Below are 21,863 nucleotides of genomic sequence, written 5' to 3'. Positions count from 1 at the left end.
GATCTCCTATTAACTTTTTAGTTCACATTTTTTCTACGCTTATTTCATATTCTTTACAACGCAAAAAACCTTCCATTTCCAACTCTTTCTTTATCGGCTAATCCATAGTTAGCGTTAGTGGTAGGCTCAAATCACAATGTTCGTACAGTTGTGTGCTCTGACACTGGCATCCAAGATACTACTTTAGTAATAAATATTTAAGAAATTTACTAAATGGAAAAAAAGCAAAAGAAGCCTCGTGGTGGCTAGTTATTTACTTTTGTGTCAAAATATCGGCGTTTTTTTTATTCTAAACGCTTGATGAATGCGACTTAGCTGCTTTTTAATGCAACTAACCTTAGCTGCAACGTTTAAAAAATTTACTAAACAGAAAAAACAGCAAAAGAAATCCCGGTAGCTAGTTATTTACTATCTATCCTATAATTGGCGTTTTTTTATGTTTTAAACGACTTATAAGCGCGTTTGAGCTTGAAAACCAGAAGTTTTAGAAAGACGCGAGGTGCACATAGTGCAAAAAATTAAACATGGCACGCCAGATATACTAAGTTTTTTTGTCATTTAATCTGCACAGACTGAAGATAAATAATAGCTTCGTTCTCATTATTAAGGGATTTAGAGGAACTTGTCAAGTAGTTTTTTTCGTTTCTATTGAATTCCCGTGGCTTCTGAACATATAGTAGAATATATAGGTATAAAAGAACTTAAACCTGGGTGGAGTTATTCATTTATACTGCATCTTTTAAAAGCAATAAATAAACAGTAAAAATAAATGTTAGTACTGATGCAGACAAAACAAGAATAGCTGCACTGATTGCTTGACCATTGTAAACATAGCTCGTTAAGCCGATAAAAACAGCCATGATAAAAGATCTGATGAATGAAACTCCAGAAGAAGCTGTACCTTTAATTTCAGGAAAAACATTCAGTGATGCATTAAAAAGCACTGCCTGGCAAATTGCACAACCAATACAGAAAATTATCATAGATAGCGTTACCAAGTAGTAAGAATTAGGTATGACTGCACTGAATATTAAAAGGAGTAGGGATCCAATAGCAATTACGCCTGTACCATAAATTACACACCTTATTGCCCCAAGTTTCTGTAAGATCTTGCCAGTAAATAGACTGACGAGTGAGAAGGATCCAACTATTGCACCTTGATGCAGTGCATAAATAGCGCTAGACAAGCCAAAAGTCTCCATGTATAAAAAAGGTCCACAAGTGATAAATGACATATAAGCAGCAGAAAAAAGGCTCATTACCAAAGATAGTGCCATAAATTTTGAACTCAATAATAGCTTCTCATAGTCTTTCATCATTTTTTTCAAATTAAAGATATCGCGGTCCTTTTTCGTTTCCGGCAACAGAAAAAGCAGCAAAACCCAGGAAATTAAACAAAGTATTGCAACACTTGCATAATTGCCACGCCATCCCACAACTTCATTGATGAAACTGCCCAAAACCGGTGCAACTGCCATGACAACTGTCAGGAAAGAATTCATGATTCCGATAAACTTCACTGCTTCGTCGCCTTTATAGCTATCTGCAACGATTGCAAATACAACTACAGACGTGCTAACACCAATGCCTTGAATAAAGCGAGAAATTAAAAGCCAAAGAACTGATGGTGCAAAAACACAACCAACAGCACCAACGAGCAGCAAAGTGTTACCTATGATCATAATTCTCCTCCTGCCATAGCATTCAGACAATGGACCAAAGAATAACCCTCCTATGCAAAAACCTAGGAAATTGTAAGCAATAGTTAATTGAATTGTACCTTCCGACACATTGAAATAGCGCACCATATCCGGAAAGCTAGGTACAGAAACATCAATTTCAATAAACTTGGCAATCAAAGATAAGAGCAACAGAAAGGGTAGTAGCATTTAAAATCTTCAACTAATGGACAAAAGTAGCACATCTAAAGCGTTTAGCAAAGAATATTTTTCATTATTTCACCAAAACTGCTCTCACGTAAAGAAGTAACGGAATCAGGATAGGCTAGACACTAACAAGAGAAATACAACAACCATACGCGTTGAATTAAGGGCAAATTTTCAAAAACATAGTTGATTCAATATTGAAATAACTCTTCCCGCTGTTATTTCCCCTTAACTTGAGCATATGTAAAATATTCGTGCATCACGTGCTGCCATTTGGTATACAGGAATTACAGTGTTCCTTTGCCAAAATCTCCAGAATCTGCACTATATTTAGTGCTGCACCTTTGCGCAGATTGTCAGCCACTATCCACATGTTTAATCCGTGTTCAACGGTGTTGTCTTTTCTAATACGCGATACATATACAGCGTCTTCCTGTACAACATCAATTTGAGTTGTATATTCTCCACCTTTGCGCCTATCATACACTAAAATTCCACTGTCTTCGGTTTCACTTAGCACTCTACGAGCTTGTTCTTCAGTTATAGGCTGATAAAACTCTACATTCACTGCTATAGCATGACCAATAAAAACGGGTACCCTCACGCAAGTTGCAGTAACTTTTATATCTTCTCCTAAGATTTTTTTTGTTTCCTCTTGCATTTTCCATTCCTCTCTTGTGGAACCATCCTCGATGAATTCTCCTATGTGAGGAATACAGTTAAATGCTATTTGCTTAGGAAATACCTCGGGTTTTTTGGTTTCATTCATAAAGATCTTTTTTGTCTGATGATAAAGTTCATCCATTGCTGCTTTGCCTGCGCCGGAGGTCGATTGATAAGTTGAAGCAACAATTCTCTTTATTTTTACTTTTTGGTGTAATAAGTGCAGTACTAGCAACATCTGTATTATAGTACAGTTTGGATTGGATATTATGTTGTGGTTTTTGTATTCCATGATTTTTCCTTTGTTAATCTCTGGAATGATCAGCGGTACACCTTCTTTCATCCTAAAATGGAAACTGTTATCTATAACAATGCATCCTGCCTCAGTTGCAATTGGCACATATTCTTCAGAAACATGAGTCCCAGCACAGAAAATGGCTATATTGACTCCAATAAAGTCACAATCTTCAAGACATGAGACAGTTAGTTCTTCATCACCAAAACTCACCTTTTTTCCCTTTGATTTTTTTGATGCGAGTACGATAATAGAATCTATCGAAATTTTTTCTTCGTCTTGAAACTCAGCAAGTATATTCAGCACCTCGCGTCCTACTCTTCCTGTCGCTCCAACAACAGCAATTTTATGTCCCATATAGATGAACCTCTGACTTAAAGTTATATTATATTTTCACTGATAAAATTTACAATTGTTTTAATATTTTTACCTTGCAATTAACCATAATTTAGTTATTCTTATGCAAGATTAATAATATTACGTGGTAAAGTAAGAGATGAGCAAAAAGTATGATGAAACTAAGGTTAAACCTGCAACATCTACACCTCCAGGACCTAAGGGAACCAATGAGTCAAAGATTCAAGTGAAAAGAAGGAAATTTCCGAATTTTAATGATGAAAGGTATTCTGTAAAAACTGTTAAAACACGGTTTCTAGAAACAGGACAACAGCCTTCAAAGCTAAGGAATTTCTTGAAATCAATACCAATTATAGGAAGGTTTTTAGCAAAAGTTTTTACACCCGAAAAAATAGAAATTATCAGCAACCCTATATGTGAAAACAGGGAGGCATACGAAGCATATAAAAGGTCACGAAACAAATACCATAGTAAGGCGAAAGATGAGGCAAAAACAATTTGCACGGGTGGTAAGCACGAGAAAGTAATAAGCAGTAAAGTTAAGCAGGGTAGTGTTGAACAAGTGGAACACGAGGAGAAAAGTCGTGACTCATAAGTATCTTATCTAAAAAGCCCTTAGCTGTGCTTTTGTTGCGTAGCAAGTGGAGTTATACCAACTCCACTACACAGAAAGCGGACAGACGAAAGTGGAAAAAAGTTATAACGTCACCCAATAGAAACAAAAAAACTACTTGACAAATACCTCCAGCCCCATTCACGGAACTGTACAGTACGCCAAGTACATTGAGTTTAAAGAATCTAGTTATAAGGCGGGAAATGCCAATTTTTAGGCGACAATGTGAATACTTCAACACCATCTTTTGTTACCCCAAGCGTATGCTCAAACTGCGCAGAAAGTGAAAGGTCACGTGTTGTTACTGTCCAGCCATCTAGCTTGCTGAGCAGAGTTTCATGTTTTCCAGCGTTGATCATTGGTTCTATTGTAAAAAACATGCCTTCCTTTAAGACAAGATCTTCATCTTTATCATAAAAATGCACCACATTTGGCGGAGCATGAAAGACTTTTCCTATACCATGTCCACAATAGTTACGTACGATAGAATAGCCAAAATCTTCAATATATTTCTCTATAGCAAGCCCAATTTCATTTAATTTATTACCAGGTTTAACTTGCTTTATCGCTTCCATCAATGCGCCATAGGTAGCATCACACAAGCGTTTTGCTTTTATTGACGGCTTACCAGCCCAAAACATACGACTTGTGTCGCCATGCCAGCCATTTAAAATTACCGTGACATCGATATTTACAATATCTCCACCCTTAAGCGGCTTATCATCAGGAATGCCGTGACACACAACAGCATTTTTTGAAGTGCAAATCGATTTGGGGTACCCTCTATAGTTCAGTGGTGCTGGAATTGCGCCTGCTTTGATTATAAAGTCATGACATAAATCGTTTAGTTCATTAGTTGTTACTCCTACTTCTACGTGTGGTGCAATGAAATCAAGAGTTTCAGCTCCTAACTGGCCAGCTTTTCGCATAAACTCAAAGTCTTCCTGTGAATATATAGTTATGTCCATATTTTCCATATATTATTGTAATTATCATACACATTTTTGTGCAGAATTAACAGCTTTGTTTATAGCCTGCCATGCCATCAAAGTAGTCCCCATAGGTTCTAGTGTCAAGCGTATAACTGTATGAACATTGCAATTTGATCCAGCCGTTACTCAATAGAAACGAAAAAAACTACTTGACAAATCTCACCAATCCCATTATCATAAGGTTGAAGCTATTTGTTTAACTTCTCAATCTGTACAGGTTAAAATGACAAGAAAACTTGTATTTGGCGTACTATGTGCACTGCATGTCTTTTTAAAACTTCTGGTTTTCAAGCTGAAACGCGCTCATAAGTCGTTTAAGACATCACCCAACACCGGATTTTAAAATAGAGAGTGGAATAACTAGCTACCTTGGGGTTTTATTGTCTTTTTCCTCTGTCTGGTAAATTTCTTAAATATTATAGCTTAGACTAGTTGCGTTTAAAAGCAGCTAAATTGCAGCGTTTAAGGCATAGAAACGCCAATACTGAAAATAAATACCGACTGGGGTTTCTTTTGCTTTTTTTCTATTTAATGAATTTCTTAAACATAAAGGTTATACCAACTTTCGTTATCAAACAAGATACATAATAAATTCGCTAATCTGATCGTAGGGAAACTTTTTAATTTACCATTGGCATTAGGAAGAAAGTTGTAGACACAAAACAGTCGACTACTTTTTTTTGATTGTATCTATTGCACGACCAATTTCATCTTGTAAATCATCACGGTCATTTTTTTCATCATGATTTAGCCCTTCAATCCTACCTTCTAGCTCTAGTTTAATTATAGTATTGATTTTATCTATGTTATCGAGAAAGCTTTGACATTCTTCATCACTATATTCTTCACCAGATGCCTTTCTTTCGATAAATAAGTCTTTAAACCCTGCTAGATCAGAATTCTGATCGGTATTCAGTACAACATTTCTCTCTATGAAGCTAAGGTCCGATAGTAATAAACTAACCTCGAGTAGATCTTCACTTTTAATGTTTGCAAGATTATCAAGGTTGTCTAAAATGTTTAACATCTTGAGTTCTTCCTGAGCAATTTCTTGATCTTCCTTGTCGAATTCAGACAACAATTCTCTATCATCCACAAGTTTCTCACTAAGAGCCTTGTTGAGCTTTGAAAGATTAATATCATCTTGCTTAATGTTATCCAGCAACAAGTCTACTCTTGCCCTACGCGCATTTAAAATGTCATCGTAGTCACTTAGTTTTATGTTACCGTCTTTGTCCTGGTGTAGTTTATAATAATCAAGACCTTTGAAGTTTTTTTTACTGATTTTCATTGTTGCTCTCATCCTTTATTAGCTTATCCGATATGCCTCTTTTTATTAATTCATCTGGCTGCCCCTCGCCTTGTTTTGGATCCGGCTCACTTGGTTGATTACTATCACCTTCATCCTTATATCTCTCTGGCTTTCTTTTGCGTCCTATGGTGTAATCATGAAGTTTGTCCAAGAATTCTCGCCTATGCGATTTTGCTCTATAGAGTAGGTTATGGTTATAGCTATGCTTTCCTATAGAATCAACGCCATGTTCCCAAGTAAACTTCATAGCATCTTTTATTGTATAGCCCAAATGTGACCCCACATATCCTTTGTAATAATCTAAATATCTACCAATTCTTCTGTGTGTAATATCTTCTTTATCAACTCCAAACGCCTTGTAAATTTTTTCCTCAAGTTTATCAACGTCATTTTCAGGTGATGTTGCAAATTTTGTTGCTTCGATAGTAGCACCTACAAACTTACGCGGCACATCAATAGCGTATTTCAACACACCTCCAACTCGTGGTATCCTGCCTAGTAGATTAGCCGTACCTCCGGCTAATCTATCCGGTAAATGAGTAGCCCAACTGCCTAAAGACTCTAGTCTTCCACCAATTGTATCTTGCCAATAAGACCGTTTTAATCCTTCCATTATTCGAACTAAAGGCGATGCTTCATACATTCTAGATATACTATAAACGCTGAATCCACCACCAGCGATACTTGAGCTCATTTGTTGCACGAACTCGCATAAGGAGAACATTAAGAATGAGAGTAAGAATAATACAAAGATTTCTCCCGCATTGATTAAATAACCTCTCTGTATGTCTTGCACCCTTTGGTAGTCGCTATTTTCTTGATGTTCCTTTTTATTTACATCATGAAAATTCTTTAATTCGCAGCTTACACTTCGCTTGATCATATTCTGCACTAAAACCCTTATTTCACTTATTATTTCCCTGTAACTGCTGCACTTGTTTATATCTTGACAGTGGCGCTCTACTATTTTACTAATATCACCACCTATCTTGTTGTTTATACTGTCTATCAACGATAAAATATCAGCCTTTTCTGATGCATGAGATAAACTGTTTGTTAAGCGTACTAGATTTCTCTTATTTTCACTACAACCACCACTAACCACTATGTCGCTTTCTGCTATATAATGGTCTGCTGGATTTTCTTTAGTATCAGGAACTGGGTTAAAGAAGGGATAATCTATATAACGGAAACCTTTTCCAATGTAATCCGGCGGAAGAAGGATATATCCAGCACCGCCAGTGAATTTTATTGTGCCACCTGCTCTGCTTAGTTTTTCTATGCCCTCTATGCTTTTGTCTACATTCAACGGAGAAGCCTCTCCGATAGTGTAAGGTACAAAAATTTGTCCTGGAGTCCAACCAAAGTACTGTTTATCAATGATACAAAAACCACCAAACATCCATTTTGGAGCACACAATCTTACCTCAACCCATTTATTGTAGCATACAGTGAAACCTAGCTGTCTATAGAAGGTATTCATTATAATTGCAGCCAGCAATGACAGCAGGGCAAATATCATAATCGATTGTAAGCAGAAACTAATACAGAATTTTATCCAACCTTCAAATAGACTTTTCAGCGGTGAAAATAAGATAGAAATTAGAAACAGTGGCATTATGGCTATAAGCAAAGCTATACCCACGAAGCCGGAAAGGAATATTATGTAAGAATATACACATAGCAGGAAATATAAAACGATCCCTATCAAAATTGCCGGTATCATAAGTAGGCTTGCCCACATTTGGTAATGCAAAAGCGCTGCAAATTTTTTCCAAACAGAGTAAGCAAAAAACTTGTTGAACATGTCCTCCATGAAACTGAACAATTTAACACGGGCTTCTCCACCGGCTTCGGCAGGGTCCCAATTAGCATCTGTATTCATATTAGGAGCAAAGCTAGTAATTACATTTATCATATATTCAAGTCCTTCAACAAACAAAGTAAGGAAATGATCGTAGAAAAATCTAAAGCTTCCAGGAGATATAAGCACTATTACTAGAGTGATTTTCATCATCCTGATGAGCATATCATGCTTAGTCTCTCGTATCATACCAAAAAGGTAAAGGAGCGATGAAATCACTATAAATAAAACAAGCAAAGAAAGAACGAAATTGTGAAAGCTTGTACTCTTTTCAGCTATATCCTGAAACATAGCCTGTGCTGCTGCAGGTTCACCTTCATTGTTTTTATTGATCAACAATACACTCTTTAGATAGTTATAAACGTAATCAAAAAACCCGAAACTACTTGGTTGCTGCACTCCACTCAAAAATTCAAAAGAGTAGCCGCCTACATTATCTAAGTAATATCTGTCTAATATTTTTACATATATTTTCCATCCCTTTTCTAACTCCAGTAGTTTACAATTTCTGTCCTTTAACTTTTTCTCGCCTTTTTTCAAAGTAAAAAGCCCGCTTCCATTTTCTGCTACAGAGTGATAACCTAGATGCATAGTAGGAGATTGAGGATTGCGCATGGACTTCAGACTTTCGTTAGGGTTGTTATCACCCGGCTTTTTAAACAGAAGGTAAGCGCCATGACCATTAGTAAACCAACATGGAGCACTACGTGACACTATGCTTTTGCCATTATCCTCATTAATGCGCTTACAATTTACAGTACAACTTGTACTAGAACTACTTGAAAATTTTTGCATATTAGATTTGTAATCATTGCAAACCAAGTGAAAGTCAGGCAAGCTATTATCGCCTTGTTTTGCTTCGAATTTGGTTGCATATTTCAGCTGCTCCAAGCTTTGCAAGCTGTAACTGCCTTTAGATTTTTTCTTATTATCATTACTCCAAGATGTCCATGCACCATTAACTCGTACTATTAAATCATCTCCATTGGTTTCGAATCCGGTATACTTCCACTTCACCACTTGGTTAGAGTGAAAACCATAATTGATTTCACCGGTCTCAGGATCAATAGGTTCTCCACTTTCACCTTCTGGAAAAAACGCATCATGACCGATTGGAAAATGAGCACCAACTGTAATAGGTTCAGGACCAAAATAATCAGCAGATATGCACCTTGGAAAAGGCGTATCGTTCTTATTACAACCTGTTATCAGCACATAAGCTGCAAGAAGTAATAACCTAAACCAAAATGTGCCTAAGCGTAACTGCATATCTAAATTTTTTCCAAATATAGAAATAAAACTTTACTTAAAATGTCTTTTCAATTAGTTACTCCATAATATCACTCATTTCCCTCTTCTTCTTTCTTGTCCTTGTTTTCAGCTCCAGGACCTTTCTTCTCTTTTAGTTGCTCTTTCGTTTCAGGCAATGCTACCTTTCGATCTTTTTTTTCCTTACCTCTATCTCCAGGTCCCCCTGAATTTTTTTCAGAACCTTGCCCTGGTGTTTCAGATTGCGTCTTAGGCAACTTATACTCAATTTGTGCTCGATCTTGACTCGTCATTCTTTTGACATGTGGTATCATGCCTTCAATTCCTCTCTCCTTATTTCCTTGAGTTGCATCGTCAAGTCCAACAGTTGACAGAATAGCTTGTGATGCGCTGCTAGCAACATCACCAACACTGCCAGCAATCCCAAAACCAGCACTAAATATTGCTTGTGCCATAGTTTCTGATGCGGAAACAAAAACTTCCATTGCTTTGCCAATAATGAAGTATATAATTACCTGGATTAGGTCTATAGGTAATGCTGCAAAGTGCCCACCAGTTTTCGTTCCATCACTTAATGCAACATCAACACTAGTGCCAGGACTATATCCAAGAGGTAGTATAGATTTCATAAGACAGAAATCATAGGACAAGAAATTTATACTAATTAAACATTGATAGCATGCAGAGAAATTTGTGAGGTTATACAAAACTGAATACATCAATTGATTCAAAATTGATAAAGATGAAAATAAAATCATCGGCTGTACTGCAACATAAGCAAGTGTCTTTATCCAGTTATCGAACAGGGACTTAGTCTGTTGAAATAAGATAAACACGATAAATAAAGGCGTTAATGATAGCAAAAACGCTACTAGGACAGTAGATATCACATATCTAAATGTAGCGCTAATAATACATTTTAAGAACATAAAACTAGCATGAAGTATTATCAAAAAAGCGATAAAACCAAAAGGACCAGCAAATATCAACGATAAAAACTTCAACCATGTTTCTCCTGTAAGTAATATTCCTGCTGTTAAATCTAAGAACGCAAATCTTTTACCTCCTTCTCCTATATAACCAGAGAAACTATCTACTAAATGAGTGCTACCATCCATAAAAAATTTGGATAAAGTTGTACCAAAGAATTTCCAGCTATTATCGCTAAAGGCAAAAGCTATAAATGCTATCTTCATCATCCTTACAATAAAGTCAAATTTACTTAGCTGTATCATTCCAAGCATATAGCCAACAACAGTAAATATAACATATAGAGTAAGTAAAGCTCTTACCCCTTGAAGAAGACCTTTCGCATACCCTTTGTATAAATCTTTGACGCTATCCCCAATTACCTCTTTTTTTATAAAGTCAAATACCTTGTTTACATTTGATGAAACGAAATCGTTAATCTTTCTTTTGACAAATAAGGTTATATTATACTCATTGTTTTCATAATATTTGCCTTTTTCATCTGTAATATCTTCTTTTTCTACGTTACTTACATCGATACCAAAATATATCTTCTTAGATTCTCCATTCTGAAAATGTTCCCCGCTTATTACATCTAATATGGTATACTTATCTTTTCCGTTTCTTACTCCTACTGCTTTGAAATCATTAGTTCCCACACTACTCAAATCTTTAGGTGGCTCATTACCTAAATATACATATAGTTTCTTGCCATTAATGTATTCACATGATCTGGTTACTTCAACATGGTACCCACCCCTATCAGCTCTATAGCAACCATAGTCTGCAATAGCAAGCATTACATCACTACCAGGTGTTACCTTATCTACTACTGTATAATCATAATTTAATCTCAGAGAAAAATCCTCGAAATTATCACTAATTTGTGAACACACATTATCCTTTTTTACACCCTTTTCCTCTGGAAGACATTGAGTATCCTGAGCAGTATCTTGGTCCTCAAGACTGCCAATTTTCGCAACAAGAGCTTCAGCCCAGAAGATATTTTCGATGTCTTCTTCGCCGGTTGATGTAAAACCAGTGCTACCTTTATTTTCTTTAATCTCCTTGAGCTTATCTTCAACCTCTTTAAGGTGAGAGTACATGTTGCATGTACTGTTTTTAGCATCATATTTTTTGTATCTTATAGAGGAGACACAATTTCGGTTTCCTTTTTTATGCAAACCATTATTGAATATACCTTCTTTGGTATAACATATATTTTGGTAGTAACAATTAAGCTCATAAGAGCCGTACTTTTTTATCTCGTTAAGATTACAGTTTTTTCCTCCACATAATTCATTCAGTCCCACTCTTGCTCGTCGCAAATCTAACAGCGCACCATTTACCCATGGTTTGTCGTCCTTAATGAAATTTTTATTAAAATGCACTTTATTATCATATGGAGTGTAGCCATTACCAACTAACACTTTTCTTTCCTTTACTTTTGTTTTATCAAGAGGTAAAAATTTTACTTTATTTCTCTTTCCATCTTTGCCCTCACAAAAAAATTCTTTTCCCTTTTCATCGCTAATATTCAGTATTTCACTTGCTAGCACTTTTTTATCTCCTGTTTCGGTTCTATAACAATTGTCATCAAAGCTGACTTTTTCTCCTGGGTTATCATAATCAATTGTTATCTCCCTGGAGACCAAGCTAAAGCTTAACTTATCACCAGGATTCACTTTAATTCCAGTGTCTACATAACGTCTATTACTGCCAAACCCTCTACCACCACACAGTTCGTTTCCACTCACGCCTTTTTCGTCAACGCCGTAATTATTAGGCACATCGTTAATATTTGCAGCTTTACTATAATTTGGAATTGAACCATCAGCACAAAATACGGCAGGAACAAGAACTTTTCTTGGATTCTTGCCTTCTTTAGGGGGGCAAAAATTTAATGACCCACCAAGGGTAAATTTGATTTTCTCATCTTTACTGATTACTTGACCAGAATCAACCCAATGAATTTTAACTCCTTCGTCAGCTTTACGAACTGGAACGTTCACGTTAACACTGGTACTTCTGCTTTGCAGCCCAGGCTCGACACAATCCATGCTACAGCCAGTGATTGCAAGATATAATACCAATAATAGTGATCTTTTACTTATCATCATTAGCCTCCTGCTCCTATCTTATGCCCTTGAGACCTTTGCAGTACTTCAGGTTTTTTGCTTGGTGTGCCTGATGGTTGATGAGCACCCCCTCCGCTTCTTGCTCTCCTGTGAACGCTTTGCTCATCTAATCCTACTAATCCCATTAGGCTCTGTTGATATTGTTTTCCAGGTTCTTTTTGCACATAAACACCAAACAACGAGTCAGATATTTTCGAAGAAGCTTCAACTAAAGCTTTCATAGCATGACCCAAGATAACAAAAGCCATCATAACGGCGATATTAGGTGTATACTTGGAAGCATATCCATAGAAGATGCAAATTTTAAAAATCTTTAGGTCAACTTTGAGTATACATGTAGTGCAGACCTCGAAATTAAACACTGAATACACAATATAATCCATAACTTGGCTTATCAGCGATATAAAAATTAAAAGCACCACTGGATGAATCGCAAATCTTGCCAAGTTTTTGACCCAGTTGTGAAACATCTGCCTAGTGTATGTAAACAGAAGGCAGATAATAAAGATAGGTGTTAAAGAAAACAATAACACAACTATTGCTATAGATGTAATAAAAGAAAACAAGGCATTAAAAATAGATAATACCACTATTATTAAGCCCCAAATCACTAAGCAAAAAGATACAATGCCTAGAGGGCCAGAAAATATAAGAGATATTATTAATAAAACTGAATGTGCTGACAAAAGTCTATTCAACGGCAAATCGAGAAATTCAAAAACGTTTGATGTCGTGCCTCTAAAATTTGCTATTTCTATCAACTGTTTTGGAGTGTTGATAAAGATAGAAAAAGCATTGTTATAAAAAAAATCCCAGCTATTATCTCGCAACAGTTGAGTAATAATTCCTATCTTTACACATGTAATTAAAAACTCATATATAGAAACATGGGTTAAGCCAAAAAAGTAATAAAGAGTATACAATACTATATACAATACTAACAGCGATACTATCGTGGATCGAATGGTCTTCGTTCTATTTGACGCTACAAAACTTTGATAAAGAGATTTTACAGGGCTAGACTCAGAGTGGACCACGTTTGGATCTTTGTAGCTAGAACCGAAAAATGCAGTTTTTACTTTCTCATCAAAAAAATTATATATCACATTAAAAGTTCTTGTAGGTGGTTCTTTGGTCGTTAGGTTAATGCTAAACTGACCTTCGTTTTCCTTATAATCACAGCCATGGTCTCTTATTCCATAATATATGGTGCCGCTTTTGCCTTTTAATTTTTCTTTCAAGCCTTCCATGTACTCAGTATCATGAACTCTGTTGATATTAACAGGTATATCTCCCTGAGTTTCGTCAGGGTCATGTCCAGGGAATGTGTCAGAAACACGTATGTACAAGTCGTCTTTCGGACTGGGTATTCTTGTTACCCTTATGTTGTAGCCACCCTTGTCATCGCTATCCCCTAACCGGAAAGTTAATTTCTCACCTTGGGGGTGATCGCTCTTTATTTTATAATCATAATTAGTACGTATATTACCTCTCTCGTGTTCAAGTTCTTTTCCCTCCATTGACACTACTAACGATGGGATATAAGTCTTTATCTCTTTTTTTTCTACAATCTTTTTAGTGGCTTTAGTAATTTCGCTTGCTTTATCTTCAGCAGCAACTAAAGCATCATCAAGGCTTTTGATCAAGTTGCCATCATCTATAGTATTGGATGCAATTTCAACACAATTTTGGCCAGAGTAATAACATGTATTTTTACATGCAAGATTCAGAATGTACGTATCCATCTTACTTTTCTGATCGCTTGAAAGCTTGCTGCAGTCTATATTTTCTCCCTGCCTTATAGAGTTAATACTCTCAATCTCCTTTCTTCTTTCATCTTGGTCTAGTTTCGAGAAATCTGAATCCCAGTACTCTTGCCCAGGCAGCCACTCTGCGTTGCCTATCATGAGTTTATTAGGACATATTGTGTACTTGTATTCTCCATTTTGCCATATTGCCTGACATTCATTTTGATTTAAAACATGTGCAAAATACTCCGTCTCTCCTTCACCGCAACTCTCGTCAATTTTTTTATAGGTGACTGTGCCATCAGCGTTTTTACACATTTTACTTCCAATGACACTAAAGCTTATTGAATCACCAGCTTTAAGCGCGAATTTCGATAATGTAACGTCATTTGTCCCAGGTTGAACTGCAAAATCTTCATACCGCTTAGGACAAAAATTAACCTTGCTGGGCACTATGCTAATCTCTGTTACTTTTACACTACTTGAGATATGGACACCAGAATCAACCCACTTCTGCTCTGTTGACACCACGTCTAGTTTTTCGCGCAAGTTTGATAAGCCTTCTGGTTTAATACAGTGACGCTCACAACCGGACAATATAAAGAGTGTCACTATCAACAAAAACTTACGCATGACTTACCAGGTTTTAGTTACTCAAATTTAAGCATCTGTTACTCACTTTTCAGACCCAGAACCACCACTAGGTTTAGTAGACTCACTAGACTTACTAGACCCACTCATATTATCTCTAGCCTTATTAGCCTCCTTGGCAGCTCCAGCAGCATCCCCAGATTTAGCTTTACCAATGGCCCCAGCAATAGCTTTACCTGCAGAAAAGGCTTTTGACATCATTTTTGCAGGTGTATCACCAGAGCCGAGTGATGCCCTGTAATTACCAGAAAGCTCTGCAGCCATCCCTGGCAGAATATGCAAAAAGTGATAAAACAGAAGCAATATTAGAGCCAATTTTAGTAACTCCCCGATAGGAGAACTGCCAAATTCCATGTATGTAAAGCTAAATAGACCAAGTATGCTGCTTTTCTTAAAGCTATAATTCTGCATCATACATGCAAGAGTATCCTCATTGTTATCACACTCACCGCTTTTCAGTTTAAACCACTGTTTTTTACTACTACCCGAGTCTTGTATTTTCTTTTCATATTCCTTGTCCAGCTCAAAGTTTAAGTTTTTAAAATAGATTTTATCACATGCTATAAACATAAAGGATAAAAACGCAAAAAGCATAACAGGATATAGACTATAGGTAATCAACTCCCTTATCCACCCATCAAAGTATCCCTTAGTGTGTTGGAATAAAACCATAGGGATGAACAAAGGTGACAAGATGATTATCACACTTAGAGCAACTAAAGATAAAATAAATACGTAGCATATCCACAAAATAACCATCATCATCATAACAGCCGTGAATATGGCAACAATAGCTATTAAAATTTGCCCACCAGCAAAAATGATACCGATTATGGAGCCTGCTGCTAACAAAACAGGAGCATCACCTAGTAAAACAGCCAATATTCCTACACTTCCAGTACCAATTTTGTCACCAATTCCATCTAAAGGTGCTCCTAGGTAAAATAGAATTCTACAATCAAACCTGTCCCAAGGTGCAAGATAACTGTAAGATCCCCTATTTCCTTTACTATAATCTTCTGCCTTATAATTACATATACCTTTACTTTCAGATGAAGCTTTGAGCACTATTTCTGACAAACCATTTGAAAGTTTTGTCAACTCTCCATAATAATGAGACATAGTATCGCCTGTTGTGAAATAAATCACTAAGGCAAATTTAATGATCAACATGTACATTTCTTGAGGACTGCGAACACCACCAGACATGGCTTTTATAGAAAATAGTATCAAAGCTAAAACTAAAACGGCAGTTACGGTGTTTTTCAGCTTTTTTTGTGCAACAGACAAGAAACTACCCTTATTCTTTCTACGCTCGTCTTTCAGTGGTTTGCCGCTTGAATCAAGACCAGCCACTAAATTATCTAAGGATTCCTTAATGCATTGCACTATCATAGAAGTTATGGGAACAGGAGCTAGTGACTTACTTCCCGCCTGATTGTAGCAAGCTTCAGAGACATACTGGCTAAAACAACTGGCATTATTATAACCTGCAAAAATTTTTCCCTCTCCTTTCTTTTCCCTTATCAGAGTCTTGTAATCTTTGTCCTTATTTTTAGAGTCATTAAGATCCTCCTCATATTTACCTGTACCATCTTTATTTTTGAATATCATCACAGATTTTTCACACATAGGAGCAGGTGGGTCAGATGGTAATTCTGTACATCCCATGTTAACCCCTTGTGGCCAAGGAGTCATTTTAATACCAAGTGTACTAACACTTTCTAACTCCACACACAACCTGCCCATTTTTTTTACTGCCTTGAATGTTGACCCATGTATGGTTTCGCGTTGTCCAGCTCTCAAAACTTTACACTCCAGATCACCATCAACCTTCGGAGACCACCCTTCCTTTCCATAGTTAAGCTCTTTCTCTCTTACATCGAAGTCTTTTTCTATTTCTTCATATGATTGAAATAACTTGCCAAATGTCAAAGGATTTCGATGACATATTTCTATATACTCGCTATATTGCGCACGATTTTTTGGCCAGTAATAGTTTTCTCTATTGACATTAACAACGTTCCAATCAGTAAAGTTTAAAATCTCTTTTTCCGTCTGTTTTCCATCTTTTCCTGATTTTCCTTGTAGTGCAGAAAAATATTCATCCTCAGTTTGATAATTTTTATCCGTGTAATCACTATAACTTGTGTTTTCTAGTTTGAAGTTTTTATATTTTCCCTCGTGATCGCGTACAACTGGATGCCTAACAAAACTATGTTGACAAACAACAAGCCCTCCTATAGCTTTCCAGACCCCAACAACTGCAGCTATCATTCCGACGACGACAAGAAGGGTAAATAAGCTAGCAGAAGAAACGATCAAAACAATGCCGGTAAATATTGCGCCAATAGCAATCGCTATTCCTGCAAGTGCTGCAGCCGTCTTAAATGCTCCACAATCAGGGTTAGTGGCACGACTAAAGCTGCCAGTAGAATTAAACCTACTAACGAACTCCGTGTCAGTACCGCTTACTTCATTCGCAAACACTGGATATGAGAGTAAAAAATCGATGTTTAATAAAAATATCGCAATTAATAGCAATGACAGCTTGGCCTTAAACATTTTTTACCTTCTGATAGAATATAGGTAACCACACCTTTGGGTCGTCTCCGACCTCTTTTAGTATATCATGTAACAATAGAACACTTTCTGCACGTCCGGATAACACGTTGACTATATTATCTAAGCCTTTTAAGTCTATTCTAGCCACAACAGCATTGACTCCTTGCTTTGCCAAAAAAAATCTAGTGCTTGGATCTGTGTGTTTAATTAGTATGTACTCACGTTCAGTTAACATAAAAACATCCCGATAGACACTAGTAGCTTTCAGATTTGGCAAAAAAATCTGTGTTGCTGTTTGCTGTACAAGCGTATCACTAATAGCACTTTTACTTGCATCTTCAACACTCTGAGTAGCGAAAATCACAAAAGCATTTAATTTCCTCAGCACTTTCAACCAATCTTTTATCTTAGGTGCAAAAACTGGATTATCTATTAACGCCCATGCCTCATCAAGAACAATAATAGATGGAGTGCCATCAAGAGATATACTAATCCTATGAAACAAATAAATCAAGACCGGTCCAAGAGCAACGGGATCTTTGAGCAAGTTAGCCATTTCAAAGCCAAATACCCTTGCTTTCGAAAAATCTAACAAGTCCTCTTTATTATCAAATACTGCAGCATGAGAACCATCACCATGCCACATAGATATTGCTCCAGCTAGAGTATCAGGGCCTGCAAGCCCTAAAAACGGTACGAGATTTCTTAAAAATCTGTCTTCTTTTCTCAATTTAAAATTTCCTTCAATTGCATCATTAATTCGTGCAATATCTTCTGAAGTGAATTTATCATTGTATACCGAGATTAAAGATTTTATCCACTCCATTAAAAATGTTCTATTATCAGGAGTATTGTCAAGTTGTAGAGGATTAAAATTTGTTTTAGTTCTGGGTTCTATTATAGTATAAATACCACCAAGTGCTCTCAAAAAAATCTCTGCACCACGATCTTTATCAAAAAAGAATATTCTTGGAGAAAATTTCATTGCTTGAGCACATAAGAAATTCATTAAAACAGTCTTACCAGCACCAGTTGGCCCAATTATCATAGTGTGTCCAACATCCCTTATATGAAAGTTGAAGAAAAATGGGGTGCCAGATGTTGTGTCAAAAACTGTAACAGCATCTCCCCAGTGGTTATTAAACTTTTTACCAGTAGGATAATTATGTTGAGATGCAAAACCGGCCAAATTAAGACTACTTATTGTACCTTTTCTTACTATATAATCGAAATTACCTGGAATTTGTGCCCAAAATGCTGGTTCAAGATTAACTCTCTCACGGATAGGGTAAACACCGCAATTAGAAAGCTCTGATTCTACCAATGACAAAGCATTATCCAATGATTTGGGGCTTTTTTCTATACATAGGATAGTTAAGTGATGTTCACCGAACGCAATCTTACCGCTCATTGCATCATCAAGTGCATGAGAGATTTCTGCTATTTGAGAAATAGCTTTATCTGCAGATTGTATCATCCGATTTTGCTGTATCTGCATTTTTGCAATTGCCATTTGCCTATTTGTAAATTGGAAAGACTGTGTGATGATAAATTCATAAGGAAGTTGTAAAAAGGAATCGAGCATACCTGCAGAAGTATTATTTCCATACTCTTTGATACTAACTATTCCAGCGTATTTACTTTCATTATGAGTCACAACCTGTATCATCTTACGGCCAAAAAATAACCTATGTACCGGTAAGTATCTTGATATTTCTGTTTTTAGCGGAAGGAGTGTATTTGTAACAAAGCCACAATTTACAATCCTAGATAGAAATTCCATTATTTCACAGAATAGGCCGTTTGGGGTTTCTTTTACTTCAAGGATTTTAGGTGAGTAATTCCTGAGGCTCGTTATCACACGGTTTGTTGTTTCCTCTAAATCTTCATAAGTAGCACGCATATCGCTTTCCCAAGCATGTTTTGAGGTTACATGTCCGAATTTTTTTAGTAGGTGCGATAAAAATTCTACTCCTTTTGTATTTGTCCTACGAATAATTGTAATGTATAAGTCATTAATAAATGATTGCCTTGTTGCATGTTTTTCTCTCCATTTTAGATTTACGTGGTTAGCAAAAAAATTTGGCAAATTCTGACTTGCAAATTCATCAGAAAAAATGTTTTTCTTACGCCTAATGGTGTGGAAATATAAACTAAATGCTGGGGATGAAATGCTTCTTAGCATCTGATTCCTGATCTTGTTTTGTATTACCAAATCTTCATCATCAGCTGTTTCAAATGCGAAGCCATTTAATTTGATAAACTTCACTAACCAATTTTGCTTTGTTATTAAGGTTGTGCTGTTCCAGTAACAAGAGTACGGTAAAAACTCTGCAGCGTGAACCTCCCTGTCCAGAATAGATTTATTCTTCGATTGAATAGCTCTAAATCTCAGCATCGCATATTTTCAAGCAACATCGTAAGAATTGGCTCCGTGATAAAAACGATTTAAACACTTGGAGCATTTTCCTAATTTTACCATAAATAATTCAATAAACAATGGTTCTTTTGCGGAAGCTATATAACCAAGTCCGTGTATTCCTGGTAGCATCAAGAGAATTATTCTCAGATCATTTGAATTGATAAAAATTAGCATGCAAGTTAGAACGTTTAATATTGCAAACATATAACTCACACCAAAAAGCATTGCAGGTCTTGTAAGACCTTTAAACAATTGATCTGTTTGTATATTACCTGTAGACATATCCTTGACCTTCTAATTAATAGCCCTAACACTAATACTACGTCATTAATTAAAAATCTATTGAAATCAGTAGCACTTTAGGTAAGATAAGTAATTTAGCCCTAATGATGATGAGTTGGCCGTTTCAAGAAGCAGAAAAAATATTACAAGAGTTTCCTAACAAAAAAGAGATAATATTTGAGACTGGCTATGGACCTTCAGGTTTTCCGCATATTGGTACTTTTGGAGAAGTTTTTCGTACTACAGTTGTTGCGAACGCACTAAAGAAAATAGCTCCTAGTATAAAAATCAAAATCATTGCAGTATCCGATGATATGGATGGTTTGCGAAAAATACCAGACAATGTACCAAATCAGGAGATGCTAAGAGAGCATTTGAACAAGCCACTAACCATGATACCTGACCCATTTGGCACTCATGAGAGTTATGGTCATCACATGAATTCATTGTTGTGTAAGTTCCTTGATTTATTTGAGTTTGAATACGAGTTTAGAAGTGCTACAGAGTGCTATACATCTGGTGTTTACGATGAAAAGCTCTTACTTTTGCTGAAAAATTACGATAAAGTGATGGATGTAATGCTTCCATCGTTCCGAGAAGAAAGACAGCAGACTTATAGCCCATTCTTGCCGGTATGTCCAAAAACTTCCCAAGTGCTACAAGTTCCAGTGATTGAAAGGGATACAGACAAAGGAACAATCACATACGAAGATGCAAATGGAGAAGAAATAGAAGTTCCAGTGACAAAAGGAAGATGCAAGTTGCAATGGAAACCAGACTGGGGAATGAGATGGGCCGCATTTGGAGTCAATTACGAAGCTCATGGAAAAGATTTGACTCCATCTGCTGTGCTTTCAAGTCAAATATGCAAGATACTTGGAGAAAAGCCACCACTGCTATTTTGCTACGAGTTTTTCCTTGATAAAGAAGGAAAGAAGATATCAAAATCAAAAGGAAATGGTATTTCAATTGAAGAATGGCTTACTTACGCACCAACAGAGAGCTTGGCATTGTACATTTTTCAGAGCCCAAAAAAGGCTAAACGTTTATATTTCAATGTTATACCAAAATCAACTGATGAATATTTGGAGTTTGTTAAGCGTTACAATGAGAGTGAAGAAAAGGATGTAAACAGTCCTGTATGGTACATTCACCAAGGTAGAGTTCCAAATATAGAAACTTCAGGCATAAATTTCTCATTGCTTTTAAACCTAGCAGCAGCCTGTAATGTTGAAAATAAAGAGATTCTTTGGGGTTTTATATCCACCTATGCGCCGGATGTTACGCCAGAAAACAACAAAATGCTCGATAGGCTTTCAGATTTCGCAGTTAGGTATTATCACGACTTTATCAAGCCAACGAAAGCGTATAAGGCTCCAAATGAAAAAGAGAAGGGAGCATTGCTAGATTTAAAGAACACCCTGCATTCCCTGCCTATTACCGCCACTGCTGAGAAGATTCAATCCCAGGTCTTTTCCATCGGAAAAAGGCACAATTACAGTGACTTACGCGACTGGTTTCAGCTGCTGTATGAAACACTGCTTGGCCAAAAAACCGGGCCGAGAATGGGGTCTTTTATAAAGCTTTATGGAATAGATAATACTATCTCTCTTATAGAAAGTGCTATTGAACGTACACTTTAACCTGAGCTCTCTAGTTTTAAATTAGGTACAGAGATTACTTGACAACTTTTGCAGTTACCCTTATAATGAAACTGAAGCTATTTATTTATCTTCGCAATCTGTGCAGGTTAAAGTGTACGTTCAATAGCACTTTCTATAAGAGAGATAGTATTATCTATTCCATAAAGCTTTATAAAAGACCCCATTCTCGGCCC

General features: G+C 36.4%; 12 protein-coding genes and 1 pseudogene. 3 read left to right on the top strand and 10 right to left on the bottom strand.

The annotated features are described in order from the left end of the window. Window positions 1-101 (top strand): annotated as a pseudogene (locus GO685_RS00065) (IS982 family transposase); the annotation flags it as partial. 624 nt (window positions 102-725) lie between these two features. Here the strand turns inward: GO685_RS00065 and GO685_RS00060 are convergent. Together GO685_RS00060 and GO685_RS00055 are read right to left on the bottom strand one after the other, a co-directional pair. Continuing rightward, window positions 726-1,889, bottom strand: a complete 1,164-nt coding sequence (locus tag GO685_RS00060) for a multidrug effflux MFS transporter (protein ID WP_175937009.1) — start codon at window positions 1,887-1,889, stop codon at window positions 726-728. Between the two features lie 256 nt (window positions 1,890-2,145). Further along, the gene (locus tag GO685_RS00055; protein WP_175937008.1) at window positions 2,146-3,201 is read right to left on the bottom strand and encodes an aspartate-semialdehyde dehydrogenase; all 1,056 of its coding nucleotides are present in this window, start codon (window positions 3,199-3,201) and stop codon (window positions 2,146-2,148) included. 139 nt (window positions 3,202-3,340) lie between these two features. Between GO685_RS00055 and GO685_RS00050 the strand changes: the two genes are divergently transcribed. Next, window positions 3,341-3,796: a hypothetical protein gene (locus GO685_RS00050; protein WP_175937007.1), complete on the top strand. Its 456-nt coding sequence runs from the start codon at window positions 3,341-3,343 to the stop codon at window positions 3,794-3,796. Between the two features lie 203 nt (window positions 3,797-3,999). Here GO685_RS00050 and map read toward each other — a convergent pair whose 3' ends face one another. The 8 genes from map to GO685_RS00010 all read right to left on the bottom strand — a co-directional run bounded on the left by map (window position 4,000) and on the right by GO685_RS00010 (window position 20,026). Next, complete coding sequence (gene map, locus GO685_RS00045) at window positions 4,000-4,782, bottom strand: type I methionyl aminopeptidase (protein WP_175937012.1); 783 nt, start codon at window positions 4,780-4,782, stop codon at window positions 4,000-4,002. Window positions 4,783-5,476: 694 nt separating this feature from the next. Beyond that, window positions 5,477-6,097 carry a WD_0853 family protein gene (locus GO685_RS00040; RefSeq protein WP_175937006.1) on the bottom strand — a complete coding sequence of 207 codons (621 nt, stop codon included), beginning with the start codon at window positions 6,095-6,097 and terminating at the stop codon, window positions 5,477-5,479. Then, window positions 6,084-9,251: a TrbL/VirB6 family protein gene (locus GO685_RS00035; RefSeq protein WP_175937005.1), complete on the bottom strand. Its 3,168-nt coding sequence runs from the start codon at window positions 9,249-9,251 to the stop codon at window positions 6,084-6,086. The genes GO685_RS00040 and GO685_RS00035 overlap by 14 nt, the downstream gene beginning before the upstream one ends. Window positions 9,252-9,322: 71 nt before the next feature. After that, entirely contained in the window at window positions 9,323-12,337 is a 3,015-nt protein-coding gene (locus GO685_RS00030) for a TrbL/VirB6 family protein (RefSeq protein WP_175937011.1), read from the bottom strand. Window positions 12,338-12,339: 2 nt separating this feature from the next. After that, window positions 12,340-14,739 (bottom strand): TrbL/VirB6 family protein, encoded by a 2,400-nt coding sequence (locus GO685_RS00025; RefSeq protein WP_175937004.1) that lies wholly within the window; start codon window positions 14,737-14,739, stop codon window positions 12,340-12,342. 42 nt (window positions 14,740-14,781) lie between these two features. Continuing rightward, a complete protein-coding gene (locus GO685_RS00020; RefSeq protein WP_175937003.1) occupies window positions 14,782-17,322 on the bottom strand; it encodes a TrbL/VirB6 family protein in 2,541 nt (846 codons plus the stop codon). Further along, complete coding sequence (locus GO685_RS00015) at window positions 17,315-19,720, bottom strand: VirB4 family type IV secretion/conjugal transfer ATPase (RefSeq protein ID WP_175937002.1); 2,406 nt, start codon at window positions 19,718-19,720, stop codon at window positions 17,315-17,317. The genes GO685_RS00020 and GO685_RS00015 overlap by 8 nt, the downstream gene beginning before the upstream one ends. 9 nt (window positions 19,721-19,729) lie before the next feature. Next, on the bottom strand, window positions 19,730-20,026 hold the full coding sequence (locus GO685_RS00010; protein ID WP_041046206.1) for a type IV secretion system protein VirB3: 297 nt from the start codon (window positions 20,024-20,026) through the stop codon (window positions 19,730-19,732). A 65-nt stretch (window positions 20,027-20,091) separates the two neighbouring features. Here GO685_RS00010 and GO685_RS00005 point away from each other — a divergent pair, with 65 nt between their 5' ends. Continuing rightward, window positions 20,092-21,669 carry a lysine--tRNA ligase gene (locus GO685_RS00005; protein ID WP_175937010.1) on the top strand — a complete coding sequence of 526 codons (1,578 nt, stop codon included), beginning with the start codon at window positions 20,092-20,094 and terminating at the stop codon, window positions 21,667-21,669. The last annotated feature ends 194 nt before the right edge of the window (window positions 21,670-21,863 follow it).

This window comes from Wolbachia endosymbiont of Madathamugadia hiepei (assembly GCF_013366855.1).
Classification (GTDB): Bacteria; Pseudomonadota; Alphaproteobacteria; order Rickettsiales; family Anaplasmataceae; genus Wolbachia.
Note: the sequence above shows the minus strand (reverse complement) of the source record. Positions and strands in the feature narration are given on the sequence as shown.

Coding starts and splice junctions, on each gene's coding strand:
- GO685_RS00060 (WP_175937009.1), bottom strand. CDS start 1,889: ATGCTACTACCCTTTCTGTTGCTCTTATCTTTGATTGCCAAGTTTATT.
- GO685_RS00055 (WP_175937008.1), bottom strand. CDS start 3,201: ATGGGACATAAAATTGCTGTTGTTGGAGCGACAGGAAGAGTAGGACGC.
- GO685_RS00050 (WP_175937007.1), top strand. CDS start 3,341: ATGAGCAAAAAGTATGATGAAACTAAGGTTAAACCTGCAACATCTACA.
- map (WP_175937012.1), bottom strand. CDS start 4,782: ATGGACATAACTATATATTCACAGGAAGACTTTGAGTTTATGCGAAAA.
- GO685_RS00040 (WP_175937006.1), bottom strand. CDS start 6,097: ATGAAAATCAGTAAAAAAAACTTCAAAGGTCTTGATTATTATAAACTA.
- GO685_RS00035 (WP_175937005.1), bottom strand. CDS start 9,251: ATGCAGTTACGCTTAGGCACATTTTGGTTTAGGTTATTACTTCTTGCA.
- GO685_RS00030 (WP_175937011.1), bottom strand. CDS start 12,337: ATGATAAGTAAAAGATCACTATTATTGGTATTATATCTTGCAATCACT.
- GO685_RS00025 (WP_175937004.1), bottom strand. CDS start 14,739: ATGCGTAAGTTTTTGTTGATAGTGACACTCTTTATATTGTCCGGTTGT.
- GO685_RS00020 (WP_175937003.1), bottom strand. CDS start 17,322: ATGTTTAAGGCCAAGCTGTCATTGCTATTAATTGCGATATTTTTATTA.
- GO685_RS00015 (WP_175937002.1), bottom strand. CDS start 19,720: ATGCTGAGATTTAGAGCTATTCAATCGAAGAATAAATCTATTCTGGAC.
- GO685_RS00010 (WP_041046206.1), bottom strand. CDS start 20,026: ATGTCTACAGGTAATATACAAACAGATCAATTGTTTAAAGGTCTTACA.